A 13,011-nucleotide genomic window follows, 5' to 3' on the forward strand; every position below is an offset into this window, starting at 1 on the left:
ATGGAACATTTCGATGTCGTCATCGTGGGATCGGGGCACGGCGGTGCGCAGGCAGCCATCGCCCTGCGGCAGAACGGTCATGAGGATACCATCCTCATGGTCAGCCGCGACCGCAATCCACCGTACGAACGACCGCCGCTGTCGAAGGAATATCTCGCGGGCGATAAGCCGTTCGAACGGATCCAGATCCGGCCCGAAAAATTCTGGGCAGACAAGAATGTCGAGCTTCGTCTCGGCAGGAACGTCAACGAAGTCGATCCGATTGCGCGCGAACTGGTTCTGTCGGACGATACCCGGATTACCTATCGCAAGCTGATCTGGGCTGCCGGTGGCGATGCCCGACGGTTGTCTTGCCCGGGCAGCGATCTGGCCGGTATCCATTATGTCCGAACGCGGCGCGATGTCGATACGCTGAAGGAAGAACTGGCCGGAGGTGCAAAACGGGCAGTCATCGTCGGCGCTGGCTATATCGGGCTCGAAGCGGCGGCGGTGCTGCGCAAGCTGGGCTGCGAAGTTACCGTGGTGGAAATGCAGGAACGGGTCCTCGCGCGAGTCGCGGGCCCCGAACTTTCGGATTTCTATGCCGCCTATCACCGCGAACAGGGTGTCGACTTGCGGCTGTCCACCGGGGTCGAGGCAATCGAAGGGGCAGATGGCCGGGTCAGCGCTGTTCTGACCGATAGCGGCGAGAAGATCGCCTGCGACGTCATCATCGCCGGTATCGGCATCGTTCCCTCCGTCGGGGCCCTGATCGCTGCAGGAGCGGCAGGATCGAGCGGCGTCGATGTCGATACGTTCTGCCGTACGACGCTGGACGACATCTACGCCATTGGTGACTGTGCCGCGCATGCCAATCCCTACGCCAACAACAAGGTCATCCGCCTCGAGTCAGTACAGAATGCCAATGACATGGCCACCGTCGCTGCGAAGGCGATCATGGGCGACAAGCAGGATTACGATGCAGTCCCATGGTTCTGGTCGAACCAGTACGACCTGCGACTGCAGACTGTCGGGATCTCCATCGATCATGACCGGGCGGTTCTGCGCGGCGATCCGGCGGACAAGAAATTCAGCGTGGTCTATTTGCGCGAGGGGCGGGTCGTGGCGCTCGATTGCGTCAACAACACCAAGGATTACGTCCAGGGTCGCAAGCTGGTGATGGACCGCGCAGAGATCGAGCCGGAGCTGCTTGCGGACGCGACTGTTCAGCTCAAGGAGCTGCGCTGATCCGCGCAAGCGCCCACCGGGCGGCATCGGCGACGACGGGATTTTCATCCGAACACAGACCGCGCACGAGCGGCGCCAGACCGGCGGAACCGCTGTTGCCGGCAGCGTAGAGACAGTTGCGCACGAAGCGGTTGCGGCCGATGCGCTTGATGGGCGAACCGGAGAAGAACTGGCGGAAGCCGGCATCGTCTAACTGCAGGAAGGTTGCGAGGTCGGGCGCGGCCAGTTCCTGGCGCGGGGCGAGCTTCAGATGGCGGTGCGCGACATCGGCGAACTTGTTCCAGGGGCAGACAGCCAGGCAGTCATCACAGCCGTAGATGCGGTTGCCGAGGAGGGGGCGGAGATCTTCCTCAACCTCGCCCTTATGCTCGATGGTCAGGTAGGAAATGCAGCGACGCGCGTCCAACTTGTAGGGGCTGGGGAAGGCATCGGTCGGGCAGGCATCCTGACAGGCGCGGCAGGAGCCGCACAGGTCGAGGCCCGGGGTATCGGTCGCGAAGTCCAGGGTCGAGTAGATCGCGCCGAGAAACAGCCACGAACCGTGGTTGCGGCTGACCACGTTCGTATGCTTGCCCTGCCACCCGATCCCGGCCGCTTCGCCGAGCGGCTTTTCCATCACCGGCGCCGTATCGACGAAAACCTTGAGTTCGCTTTCGGGCGCACGTTCGATGAGCCAGCGCGCCAGGGCCTTGAGCGTCTTTTTCACGACAACGTGATAATCGCGCCCCTGCGCATAAACCGAGACACGCGCCTTTTCAGGCTGCGATTCCAGCGCCAGCGGATCGATATCGGGCGCATAGCTCATGCCGAGTGCGATCACGCTTCTCGCTTCGGGCCATAGCCCCTGCGGCGAGGCGCGCTGGGCCTTGCGCGCTTCCATCCATTCCATCGATCCGTGACGGCCTTCGCCCAGATATTCTTCGAGGCGCGCGGCACGCTGCGGATCGGGCGCAGCCGAGGTGAAGCCGCAGGCGACAAAGCCCAGCCGCTGCGCCTCCTTGCGCAAATCATCCTGCAATTCCGCGTTAACCACGCTTGCGTGTGCTCCCGTTCACTGCCAGCCACTATCGATGCGCCCATGCTTACCGAGACAGGCACCATGACGCGACCCCCGGCCGACGGCCATCGACTGCTCGCTATCGAGGCGCGCGGACTGGTCAAGCGCTTCGACGACACGCTGGCTGTCGACGGGGTGGATATTTCCGTGCCCGAAGGCGCGATCTACGGCATTCTGGGCCCCAACGGCGCAGGCAAGACGACGACACTGCGGATGTTGCTGGGCATCATAGACCCCGACGAAGGCGTGCGCCGCGTGTTCGGCAACGACCGTCCGCACGAAGTTGCCAAGCTGATCGGCTACCTGCCCGAGGAACGCGGCCTGTATCCCGCAATGAAATGCGACGATGCGATCGCGTTCATGGGCGCACTGCGCGGGCTGCCGCTGGCCGAAGGCAAGGCGCGCGGACGTGAATTGCTGGAGGGGCACGGCATGGGCCATGCGATCGACCGGCAGATCCGCCAATTGTCGAAGGGCATGGCGCAGACTGTACAATTGCTCGGCACGCTGGTGCATCGCCCGAAGCTGGTGGTGCTGGACGAACCGTTCAGCGGGCTCGACGCGATCAACCAGGGCAAGCTGGAAACGATGATTCGCGAGCTGGCCCTGGGCGGAACGACAGTCATCTTTTCCACTCACGTCATCCACCACGCCGAACGACTGTGCGATGAAGTGGCGATCATTGCCGGAGGCAAGGTGCCCTATGCCGGATCGGTGGATGTGGCGCGCGACCGCATCCCTGCGCAGGTCCGGCTGGAGACGCGCACCGGCGCTGGCGTCTGGTGCAGCGCCCTTCCTGCAGATACCCGCCACGACGTGAAGGCCAGCGGCAGCCATTTCTGGTATTTCCCCGTACCAGAGAGCGGAATTGAGGCTTTGCTGAAACCCCTGATCGAGGGAGAAGCCGGAATCCTGTCACTGTCGATCGAGCGCGCCGGCCTGCACGATGCCTTCGTCGAGATAGCCGGCGAAGCAGCGGCCCGCGCGCTGCGCGAGGGCAGCGGTGAAGGAACCGGGCAATGAGCGATACCACGCGCCTGTCGCTGTTCGAAGCGGCCCGCGTCGTTGCCCGGCGCGACTTCCATGCCATCCTGTTCAGCCGGGCATTCTTCTTTTTCCTGCTCGGCCCCCTGTTCCCGATCATCATCGGTGCGATGGCAGGCGGGATCGGCGGCCAGGTGCAGCGCGATGCAAACACCAGGCTGGTGGCCGTTGCCATGAGCGAACCCGATGCGCAGGCGATGGTCGAGGCCAGAGCCCGGCTGGCGCCGCAAATCGGTATGGCGCTGCCCGAACTGGGCATTGCCAGCAGCGCCGAAAGGCCCGAGGCAATCCTGCGCGAAAAAGGCAGGAACTACATCGCCGTCGTCAGTGGTACACCCGGGGAACCGCAACTGACCGGCCCGCAGGACAGCATCGATTTCTGGCGCGGCCCGATCGCCCTGATCGCTGCGGAGGCGCGGACGGGAACTGTCGCATCCTTCCCAGCAGTCCGGGAGAACCCGGTCGAGACCAGTGTCGCTGCGCAACGCACCGACCGCATCCGAACGGCGCAGGCTGGGCAATTGCTGCTTTTCCTGCTGATGATGCTGCTGGCCGGAATGGTGCTGTCCAATCTGGTCGAGGAAAAGGCGAACAAGGTCATCGAGGTCCTCGCAGCGGCCATTCCGATGGACGCCGTGTTTCTGGGCAAACTGGTCGCCATGCTGGGCGTCAGCTTCGTGGGAATCGCCGTGTGGGCCGTAGCGGGCGGGGCGATAGCCTTGCTGGCCGGTAATGCCCTGCCGCAATTGCCCGAACCGGCGCTGGGCTGGCCGCTCTTCATCGCCTTCGGGATCGTCTATTTCGCAATGGGCTATCTGCTGCTGGGGTCGCTGTTCCTGACGATCGGCGGAATGGCGGCGACCGTGCGCGAAGTGCAGACCATGTCGATGCCTGTCACCATGGCGCAATTGCTGGTGTTCTTCCTGGCCGCTTCCGCGATCACCAGCCCTGGATCGCCCCTGGAGATCGGCGCCGCGATGTTCCCGCTATCCTCGCCTTTCGCGATGCTGGCCCGCGCCGCGCAGTCGGAAGCCTTGTGGCCGCATATGCTGGCCCTGGCCTGGCAGGCGCTGTGCGTGATCCTGTTCGTGAGGTTCGGCGCGATGATCTTCCGGCGGCGCGTGATGAAATCGGGCAAGGGCGGACGGGCGCGAAAGCCGCGGTTCGGCAGGGCGCGATCGGCGTGATACCGGCAATCGCGAGACCATGACCGGCGAAGCTGACCGAAAGATCGGTGGCGATTTGCAACGCACTATTGACACACGTGTCAGTTAGGGCAGGATGGCGGGAAAGAGGGAGGCCGAACGTAAAGAATCGCCCCCTCTCGAGAGGAGAGACACATGGCAACCGCTGCAATCGAACGCCCCCAGTGCCGCACATCGCCCAGTGCCCATCAGGCGCTGAAACAGCATTTCGCGGAACACCCCGAAGACAAGCTGCATCATCCCCACAAATGGGATGTCAGCCGCAGCGATATCTATGCCGAGAATGCGTGGCATCCGATCTTCCGCGAAATGCGCGAAGCCGGGCCCCTGCACTATATCGATGACAGCCCCTTCGGCCCGTACTGGGCCGTGGTCGGTCACAAGGCGATCCAGCATATCGAGGCCCTGCCCGATACGTTCTCTTCAAGCTGGGAGCATGGCGGGATCACTATCCTCGAGCGACTGACCGATGAGCAGCTTGCCGAGCGCGGGCTGGACGAACGCCGCGAACTGCCGATGTTCATTGCCATGGACCGGCCCCAGCACACCGGCCAGCGGCGCACCGTTGCGCCCAAGTTCACGCCCAGCGGCATGGCCGAGATGGAAGGCGAGATTCGCCAGCGCACCGGCGAACTGCTGGATTCCCTACCCCGCGGCGAGGTGTTCGACTGGGTCGACACCGTCAGCATCGAACTGACCACCGGCATGCTGGCGATCCTGTTCGGGTTCCCCTGGGAGGACCGCCGCCTGCTGACGTTCTGGTCCGACTGGTCGGGCGACACGGAACTGGCCACCGTACGCGAGCTGGACGAGGTGCGCTGGGGCATACTTCAGGAAATGGCGGCCTATTTCCAGTCGCTATGGATCGAGCGCACGCACGACAAGGAACCGGGCGACGATCTGATTTCCATGATGATCCATTCCGAAGCCATGAACCAGATGAGCCCGCAGGAATTCATGGGCAATCTGATCCTGCTGATCGTTGGCGGCAACGACACCACGCGCAATTCGATGAGCGGTTTCGTCTATCAGCTGGACAAGAATCCCGAGCAGCGCAAGCTGTTCGAGCAGGATCCTTCGATCATTCCCAATGCCGTGCAGGAAATGCTGCGCATGCAGACCCCGCTGGCCCATATGCGCCGCACCTGCGTGGAAGACACTGAGGTATTCGGCCAGCAGATCAAGGCCGGGGACAAGGTCGTGCTGTGGTATCTATCGGCCAATCGCGACGAGGAAGTGTTCGAAAACCCCGACAAGCTGGACCTGACCCGCGAAAACGCCCGCCGCCACATCGCTTTCGGTTATGGCATTCACCGCTGCGTGGGAGCCCGGCTGGCCGAACTACAGCTGCGCATCTTGCTCGAAGAACTGCACAAACGGCGCATGCGGGTGCATCTTGCCGGGGACATCGAGCGGGTCAAAGCGAACTTCGTCCACGGCTTCCGCAAGCTCGAGGTCGAAATCACCGATTTCTGAGGCTGTGTAACCTTTCACCCGTTTCAAGCGTAGGTTCAGGCGTGGGGTGCTATTCCCCATGCCATGAACCGAGACACCATGACTCAGCATACCCTCAACCGTCGCCGCCTGCTCGAGTGGGTCGGCGCGTCCGTCAGCTTTGCCACACTGGCCGCCTGCGGCTCCGGCCGGGCGGAAGCCAAGAATTTCCCGGTCAAGCTTTCCGAGGCGCAATGGCGCAAGAAGCTGACGAAACAGGAATTTGCGGTGCTGCGCGAAGCGGCGACCGAACGGCCCTATTCCTCGCCGCTCAATGACGAGAAGCGGGCCGGCACATTCGTGTGCGCGGGATGCGGCAACGGGGTCTACAGTTCCAAGACGAAATATGATTCGAAAACCGGCTGGCCCAGTTTCTGGCAGGCGCTGGACAAGGGCGCGGTCGGCACCACCACCGATTACAAGATCGGTTATCCGCGGACCGAGGTCCACTGCGCCGACTGCGGCGGCCATCTTGGGCACATATTCGATGACGGTCCCAAGCCGACGGGCAAGCGCCACTGCATCAATGGCGCAGCGATGGACTTCAAACCTGCCTAGGCCGTTCGGCCGAGGTTCGGATTACATCGTGTCCTGCACCAGGATCGGGCACTGGACCCTGACGGCGAGCATGGCGAATTCGCGCAGGGAGAAGGTGTCTTCGAACACCAGGCCGTAGTTGGCATCCCTGCGCCAGCGCACTTTGCAGCGCACATCGGGCATTTGTTCGCAGCCGATCGTCAGCCGCTGATCGATGGCGAACACGTGGTCGCATTCGATGCGCGAGCCCTGCTGCGACAGGTTGACGGTGAACGCCTCCGTCCGTCCGGCAAGGCTGGTGACCGTCAGCGGCAGCATGATGTTAAGCCGCAGGGCGCGTTTGGGATAACTCCAGTTTTCGCGAATCAGGCGATCGACGGCAACCGGCGCGGCGAACCGATAGCTGGCATCGAAGCCGTCGCTGCGGACCAGTTCGAGTTCGTAGGTTTCGCCGTTCTGGAGTTCGAGCGCGACCGCCTTGTCCGTCGGCAGGGCATGGAAGGTCCGGATCGACACACCGGTCGACGACACGTCGCGGATTACGCAGACGAATTCGCCCTGGCCGCAAACGAGCTTCGCGGCGCGGATGAGCGACACGAAACGCGGTGCGCCGCGCTGATCGGCGGTGTCGGAAGGCGCCTGTTCGCCCGTGTCGAGTCCGTTGGTGTAATCCATCGTCCCTTGCTTCCCGATTGCACACAGCCGCGTACTGGCTGCTGCGGCAACACTGCACGAACACCCCTTCGAACCGCGCTAATAAGGGGTTAGGGGTTAATGCGGAGATAAAGCGGGTACAGTGGCGGGACGGATGCCGCACGCGGCTGGTACGGGTGGCGGGACTCGAACCCGCACGAGCAAAGCTCAGGGGATTTTAAGTCCCCGGCGTCTACCATTCCGCCACACCCGCTTGCAGCGCATCGCCCTAGTCGCTGCCGGGCGGGCGGGCAATCACGGTTCGCACATGGGCGAACAGTTCATTCCTGGTTGAGGCGTTTGCGCATGTCCTTGCCCGGTTTGAAGTAAGGCACGCTCTTGGCAGGAACGTCGACCGTTTCGCCGGTGCGGGGGTTGCGGCCCTTGCGCGCTTCGCGTTCGCGCGTGGAAAAGGCGCCGAAGCCGCGCAGTTCCACCCGACCGCCTTCGGCGAGACGCTGGGCGATTTCTTCGAAAAAGATATCGACCACCTGCTCGACCTCTTCTGCGCGCAATTCTGGATTGTCCTGCGCCAGCGCGGTGAGGAGTTCGGATCGGATCATAGGTGTGCTCCCGGCCTCTCCGGCCGCAAATTTCTGGTTCCAACGCGACCCTTGGAAACCCGCAGTTTATTGCGCGATTCCAGCCTTACGACTGTGGCAGAAGCCGGGTCAACCCGCAAGCCGGCCCGGCAGAATTTCGTGTGTTTCTCATGCTTCGGCAAGCAGTTCGCGGGCCGATACGCCCAGCCGGTCCATGCGCGCCCTGATTTCGGGCCATTCCTCGCGCAGGAAGGCCTCGCGCTCGCTCTTGCGCAGGCGGCCGGCTGCGCCGGGCACGACATACATGCCGACGCCGCGCTGCACCTCGACGAGGCCATCGTTCTGGAATTGCTGGTAAGCCTTGGCCACCGTGAGCGGATTGGCGCCCTGTTCCGCCGCCAGCGCACGCACCGAAGGAAGCATGTCGCCTTCCGCATACCGGCCATCGATAATCGCCGCTGCGATCATGTCGCGCAGCTTGAGGTAGACCGGCTTCGACTGGTTCTTCATCGTCATTTCCCCGCGACAGACTGCTTCAGTGCCATAATACACCGCGTCGCGCAAGGTTCCCGGCAGCGCAGCGTTCAGACAGCCGCAAGACGGTCACTTGTGTAACTAATGCTTCACATGGGCGCGCGAACCGTTAGTGTGCGCGCTTCTTCGGGGAGGAGGCTGTGGGTCGCATGGCTTCCGATACAATTGATGAGGTTTGCCAAATATGGCCACGCAAGCATTGCCAGATGGGGATTCGGCAGGGACGTTCTTCGGCCACCCCAAAGGGCTTTTCGTCCTGTTCTTTGCCGAAATGTGGGAGCGTTTTTCCTATTACGGCATGCGCGCTCTGCTGATCTTCTATCTCGTTCAGCACTGGCTGTTCAGCGATAGCGAAGCATCGATCATCTACGGCGCTTATACCGCGCTGGTCTATATCGCGCCGGTGGTCGGCGGATACCTGGCCGACCGTTATCTCGGTCAGCGCAAGGCGGTGCTGTTCGGCGCCGTTCTCCTTACTTTCGGCCACTTCTTCATGGCGTTCGAAGGCGATGGCGGACAAGGTTCCGCGATCATGAACGTGTTCTGGCTGGCGCTGGCGCTGATCATCGTGGGCTCCGGTTTCCTGAAAGCCAATATCTCTGTGATGGTCGGGCAGCTCTACCCGCGCACCGACATCCGCCGCGATCCGGCCTACACGATTTTCTACATGGGCATTAACATGGGCGCGGCCCTGGGATCGCTGCTGTGCGGCTATCTCGGTATGCACCCGGATTATGGCTGGTCCTACGGCTTCGGCGCCGCCGGCGTAGGTATGCTGCTTGGCCTGGTGGTATTCATCTGGGGCAAGCCGCTCCTGCTGGGCCGCGGTGAACCGAAAGATCCCGCAGCACTCAAAGGTGGCCGTGAAATCGGAATTTATGCCGTCGGCCTCGCCATGGTCGGCCTTTGCTGGCTGGCGATCCAGTATCAGGAACTGGTCGGCTGGGTTCTGGCCGTCTTCGGCCTGGGCTTGGTAACCTATGTGCTGTGGATTGCAGTGGCCAAGCTGCCTGCCGAAGAACGCGACCGCATTTTCGCCGCAATGTTCCTGATATTCGTATCGATCGTCTTCTGGGCGCTGTTCGAACAGGCAGGCTCGAGCCTCAACCTGTTCACCGACCGTCATGTCGACCGCTCCATCGTGGGCTTCGAGCCGACCGCTGCGATGTTCCAGTCGCTGAATGCGATCTACATCGTTCTGCTCGCGCCTGTGTTTGCCGGATTGTGGCTATGGCTCGGGCGACGTGGCTGGGAGCCGTCCACGCCGATGAAGTTCGGTCTGGGCGTCGTTCAGGTCGGGCTGGGCTTCCTGGTTCTCGTCTGGGGCGCACAGGCGGTGGGTGTCGGCGTTCCGACCCCGGTGATCCTGATCTTCCTGATCTACCTGCTGCACACGACCGGCGAACTCTGCCTCAGCCCGGTTGGCCTTTCGGCGATGAACCGCCTCAGCCCGGCACACATGGCCTCGCTGATCATGGGGACCTGGTTCTTTGCATCCGCCACCGGTAACTTCGCGGCTGGCCTGATCGCTGCCGCGACCGGCGCCGAGGGCGTTGGCGAAGAGTCCGGCAAGCAGGTCGTACTCGGGGTCTATTCGACGGTGGGTTGGTACGCGATCGCCATCGGCATCGTCGTGATGCTCATCAGCCCCTTCGTGAAAAAGCTGATGCACCTCGATTCGCTTAAGGACGACGTCGAAGGCGACGACCTGCTCGGCCAGGCCGAAGGTCCGGGCGAACCGCAGGGTGCCGGGATCCATCCCGAAACCCGCCCGCGTGTCTGACCGGGGCGCGGCGTCAATCGGCAAAACACCAGCTAGCACCGACGAATGTAATTGACCGCACGGGCCGGGGCAGCAATGCTCCGGCCCGACTGATTTGGGGGTTTCATGACTAGATTTGCCTTGCTTGCCTGTGCCGCAGCATTCGTTGTGGCGGGATGTTCAACGACCGGCGGCGGCGACACCGCATCGGCTTCGTCGCGCGACTGGACCGCACCCGTCGGCAAGGATGGCAATGCGCCGTTCCCTTCCACGTATAAACCCTATCCCGGACGCCCGACCGCACTGGTCGGCGCCACGATCTACGACGGTCGCGGCGGTCGGATCGACAATGGCACGGTCCTGTTCCGCGACGGCAAGGTTGCCGCCGTGGGCGATGCATCTCTTTCCACGACGGGATACGATGTCGTCGACGGCAGCGGCAAGTTCGTAACCCCCGGCGTGATCGACATCCATTCGCATCTGGGCGACTATCCCACCCCCAGCGTCGAAGCCCATTCCGACGGCAATGAAGCGACCGCCCCGATGACGCCCGAAGTCTGGGCCGAACATTCGGTCTGGCCGCAGGACCCCGGCTTTACCCGCGCGCTTGCGAACGGGGGCGTGACTGCGCTGCAGATCCTGCCCGGATCGGCCAATCTGACCGGCGGGCGCTCGGTCACCCTCAAGAACGTTTCCGCCCGCACAGTGCAGGGCATGAAATTCCCCGGCGCGCCCTACGGCATGAAGATGGCTTGCGGCGAAAACCCCAAGCGGGTCTACGGCAGCAAGGGTCGGATGCCTTCAACGCGGATGGGCAATTTCGCGGTCAACCGGCAGATGTGGCTCGATGCGCAGGCCTATGACGGCGAAAAGCGCGATCTCGGCAAGGAAACGCTGAAGGGCGTTCTCGACGGCGAGATCCTGGTCCACAATCACTGCTACCGTGCCGACGAGATGGCCCTGGTCATGGATATGGCCAAGGAAATGGGCTATAAGGTCACGGCCTTCCACCACGCGGTCGAAGCCTACAAGATCGGCGATCTCCTGCGCGAGAACGACGTGTGCAGCGCCGTCTGGGCCGACTGGTATGGCTTCAAGATGGAAGCCTATGACGGCATCTTGGAAAATGCCGCCTTCCTGCAGCGCGAAGGTGCCTGCGTCGTCATCCACTCCGACGATGCGAACGGCATTCAGCGGCTCAATCAGGAAGCCGCCAAGGCGCAGGCCGCCGGGCGTCGCATCGGCATCGATATTCCCGATGCCGAAGTGGTGGGCTGGTTCACCTATAATGCAGCCAAGGCCATGGGAATCGGCGACATGACCGGCAGTCTCGAGCCCGGGAAGATGGCCGACGTCGTGCTGTGGAACGGCGATCCGCTGTCGGTTTACACAAGGCCTGAGAAGGTCTGGATCGACGGGGCGCTGATGTATGATGCCATGGATCGCAAACGCCGACCGGTGAGCGATTTCGAACTCGGCCAGCCGGGCGAAGGAGACGTGAAATGAGCAAGGCCAGCAAACGTCTCTCTCCCCTCGGTGCCGTGGGCATCGCTCTTGGCCTCGTCGGCGCATTCGTCGGTCATTCGGCCAGCGCGCAGGATGTCGCCATCACCGGGGTCACGGTTGCGACCGGCGATGGAAGCGAGCCCGTCGAAAATGGCGCCGTGCTCGTTCGCGGCGGCCGCGTGGTCTATGCCGGGCCCGCGTCCGGAATGCCTGCCTCGGGCGGCGCGACCGCGATCGACGGACAGGGTGCCTGGGTTACCCCGGGTATCGTTGCGGCGATCACCACGCTGGGTCTGCTTGATGTCGGCGGTGTCGGAGAATCGAACGACAGTTCTGCCCGCAACTCGCCCTTCAGCGCCGCGCTCGATGTGGCGCCGGCGGTCAATCCCAACTCGCAGCACATCCTCGTCCACCGTGCTGCCGGTGTGACCCGCGCCGCGACCACGACATCGCCCTCGGCCTCCATCTTCGCTGGCCAGGGCGCGATCATCGATCTTGGCGCCGATCCCGACGCCGTAATGCGCCCGCGTGCCTTCCAGATGGTGGCGCTGGGTGAGCAGGGCGGCCGGATCGCAGGTGGCAGCCGCGTTGCTGCGCACGTCCTGTTCCGCAATGCGCTGCGCGAGGCGATGAAGTTGGGAGAGGACGCACGCATTCCGGGCCGGTCGTCGGCGCGTCCCGAAACCGATTTCGGCGACGATGTGCCGGTCGATCCGCGTCTGTCGGGCGAATATGCCGAGCGTGCCGGAGACGTGTTGCTGACCCGGTTCGACGCGTCGGCGCTGGTGCCGGTGGTGCGCGGAGAACAACTGCTGCTGGTTGCGGTCGAGCGCGCTTCGGACATCCGCAGCGTGCTCGCGCTCAAGAAGGAGTTCCCGCGGCTCGACATGGCGCTCGTGGGTGCGAGCGAAGGATGGCTTGTCGCGCAGGACATCGCCGTGGCGGGCGTTCCCGTCATCGCCGACGGGCTGGACGATCTGCCCGAAAATTTCGAGGAACTGGCTTCGACCCAGAGCAATATCGGGCGCATGGTGCAAGCCGGCGTGACGGTGGCGATCAACGCCAGCGCCATGGAAAACCCGCGCAACCTCAACCAGTATGCGGGCAATCTCGTTGCGCTTGGCCGCGTACCGGGTGCGGCGGGCCTTTCCTGGGGACAGGCGCTGGCTGCGATCACCTCGGTGCCTGCGCGTATCCTCGGCATCGATGGACGTGCCGGTACGCTGGCGCAGGGTGCGGCCGGCGATCTGGTGGTCTGGGACGGCGACCCGCTCGAGGTCGGATCGACACCGGTGAAGGTATTCATCGATGGCGTCGAGCAACCGCTCGAAAACCATCAGAGCCGTTTGCGCGATCGTTATCGCGACCTCGATACGAACGACCTGCCCAAGGGATACGACTGGTAACGCC

At 63.2% G+C, this 13,011-nt stretch carries 12 protein-coding genes and 1 tRNA gene; 8 read left to right on the forward strand and 5 right to left on the reverse strand.

Going from position 1 to position 13,011, the window contains the following annotated elements; genetic code table 11:
• A complete protein-coding gene (locus K3177_RS01765; protein ID WP_221596631.1) occupies positions 1–1,227 on the forward strand; it encodes an NAD(P)/FAD-dependent oxidoreductase in 1,227 nt (408 codons plus the stop codon).
• On the opposite strand, the gene queG is transcribed toward K3177_RS01765, so the two are convergent.
• On the reverse strand, positions 1,211–2,260 hold the full coding sequence (gene queG, locus K3177_RS01770) for a tRNA epoxyqueuosine(34) reductase QueG (RefSeq protein ID WP_221596633.1): 1,050 nt from the start codon (positions 2,258–2,260) through the stop codon (positions 1,211–1,213). The genes K3177_RS01765 and queG overlap by 17 nt on opposite strands.
• Before the next feature lie 66 nt (positions 2,261–2,326).
• Here queG and K3177_RS01775 point away from each other — a divergent pair, with 66 nt between their 5' ends.
• The 4 genes from K3177_RS01775 (at position 2,327) to msrB (ending at position 6,585) form a co-directional block, all read left to right on the forward strand.
• Positions 2,327–3,307: an ABC transporter ATP-binding protein gene (locus K3177_RS01775; protein WP_221596635.1), complete on the forward strand. Its 981-nt coding sequence runs from the start codon at positions 2,327–2,329 to the stop codon at positions 3,305–3,307.
• On the forward strand, positions 3,304–4,515 hold the full coding sequence (locus tag K3177_RS01780) for an ABC transporter permease (RefSeq protein ID WP_221596637.1): 1,212 nt from the start codon (positions 3,304–3,306) through the stop codon (positions 4,513–4,515). Before K3177_RS01775 ends, K3177_RS01780 begins: the two co-directional genes overlap by 4 nt.
• A gap of 153 nt (positions 4,516–4,668) precedes the next feature.
• On the forward strand, positions 4,669–6,009 hold the full coding sequence (locus tag K3177_RS01785; protein ID WP_221596639.1) for a cytochrome P450: 1,341 nt from the start codon (positions 4,669–4,671) through the stop codon (positions 6,007–6,009).
• A gap of 78 nt (positions 6,010–6,087) precedes the next feature.
• The gene (msrB, locus tag K3177_RS01790; protein ID WP_103024104.1) at positions 6,088–6,585 is read left to right on the forward strand and encodes a peptide-methionine (R)-S-oxide reductase MsrB; all 498 of its coding nucleotides are present in this window, start codon (positions 6,088–6,090) and stop codon (positions 6,583–6,585) included.
• A gap of 21 nt (positions 6,586–6,606) precedes the next feature.
• On the opposite strand, the gene K3177_RS01795 is transcribed toward msrB, so the two are convergent.
• From K3177_RS01795 to K3177_RS01810, 4 genes are all read right to left on the reverse strand, one after another.
• A complete protein-coding gene (locus tag K3177_RS01795; protein WP_221596641.1) occupies positions 6,607–7,239 on the reverse strand; it encodes a PilZ domain-containing protein in 633 nt (210 codons plus the stop codon).
• A 147-nt stretch (positions 7,240–7,386) separates the two neighbouring features.
• A tRNA-Leu gene (locus tag K3177_RS01800) sits at positions 7,387–7,471 on the reverse strand.
• Positions 7,472–7,538: 67 nt separating this feature from the next.
• Positions 7,539–7,820, reverse strand: coding sequence for an integration host factor subunit beta (locus K3177_RS01805; protein WP_103023920.1), 282 nt, complete (start codon positions 7,818–7,820; stop codon positions 7,539–7,541).
• Between the two features lie 147 nt (positions 7,821–7,967).
• A complete protein-coding gene (locus K3177_RS01810) occupies positions 7,968–8,309 on the reverse strand; it encodes a GntR family transcriptional regulator (RefSeq protein ID WP_196847175.1) in 342 nt (113 codons plus the stop codon).
• Between the two features lie 208 nt (positions 8,310–8,517).
• Here K3177_RS01810 and K3177_RS01815 point away from each other — a divergent pair, with 208 nt between their 5' ends.
• The 3 genes from K3177_RS01815 to K3177_RS01825 all read left to right on the forward strand — a co-directional run bounded on the left by K3177_RS01815 (position 8,518) and on the right by K3177_RS01825 (position 13,007).
• Positions 8,518–10,116: a peptide MFS transporter gene (locus tag K3177_RS01815; RefSeq protein WP_103023918.1), complete on the forward strand. Its 1,599-nt coding sequence runs from the start codon at positions 8,518–8,520 to the stop codon at positions 10,114–10,116.
• Positions 10,117–10,221: 105 nt separating this feature from the next.
• Complete coding sequence (locus tag K3177_RS01820; RefSeq protein WP_221596643.1) at positions 10,222–11,601, forward strand: amidohydrolase; 1,380 nt, start codon at positions 10,222–10,224, stop codon at positions 11,599–11,601.
• Positions 11,598–13,007 (forward strand): amidohydrolase family protein, encoded by a 1,410-nt coding sequence (locus tag K3177_RS01825; protein ID WP_221596645.1) that lies wholly within the window; start codon positions 11,598–11,600, stop codon positions 13,005–13,007. Before K3177_RS01820 ends, K3177_RS01825 begins: the two co-directional genes overlap by 4 nt.
• The last annotated feature ends 4 nt before the right edge of the window (positions 13,008–13,011 follow it).

The organism is Qipengyuania pacifica (genome assembly GCF_019711555.1).
GTDB lineage: Bacteria > Pseudomonadota > Alphaproteobacteria > Sphingomonadales > Sphingomonadaceae > Qipengyuania > Qipengyuania pacifica.

Excerpts from the sequence above, each read along its gene's own strand:
- K3177_RS01765 (WP_221596631.1), top strand. The coding sequence starts at position 1 with ATGGAACATTTCGATGTCGTCATCGTGGGATCGGGGCACGGCGGTGCG.
- K3177_RS01775 (WP_221596635.1), top strand. The coding sequence starts at position 2,327 with ATGACGCGACCCCCGGCCGACGGCCATCGACTGCTCGCTATCGAGGCG.
- K3177_RS01780 (WP_221596637.1), top strand. The coding sequence starts at position 3,304 with ATGAGCGATACCACGCGCCTGTCGCTGTTCGAAGCGGCCCGCGTCGTT.
- K3177_RS01785 (WP_221596639.1), top strand. The coding sequence starts at position 4,669 with ATGGCAACCGCTGCAATCGAACGCCCCCAGTGCCGCACATCGCCCAGT.
- msrB (WP_103024104.1), top strand. The coding sequence starts at position 6,088 with ATGACTCAGCATACCCTCAACCGTCGCCGCCTGCTCGAGTGGGTCGGC.
- K3177_RS01795 (WP_221596641.1), bottom strand. The coding sequence starts at position 7,239 with ATGGATTACACCAACGGACTCGACACGGGCGAACAGGCGCCTTCCGAC.
- K3177_RS01805 (WP_103023920.1), bottom strand. The coding sequence starts at position 7,820 with ATGATCCGATCCGAACTCCTCACCGCGCTGGCGCAGGACAATCCAGAA.
- K3177_RS01810 (WP_196847175.1), bottom strand. The coding sequence starts at position 8,309 with ATGAAGAACCAGTCGAAGCCGGTCTACCTCAAGCTGCGCGACATGATC.
- K3177_RS01815 (WP_103023918.1), top strand. The coding sequence starts at position 8,518 with ATGGCCACGCAAGCATTGCCAGATGGGGATTCGGCAGGGACGTTCTTC.
- K3177_RS01820 (WP_221596643.1), top strand. The coding sequence starts at position 10,222 with ATGACTAGATTTGCCTTGCTTGCCTGTGCCGCAGCATTCGTTGTGGCG.
- K3177_RS01825 (WP_221596645.1), top strand. The coding sequence starts at position 11,598 with ATGAGCAAGGCCAGCAAACGTCTCTCTCCCCTCGGTGCCGTGGGCATC.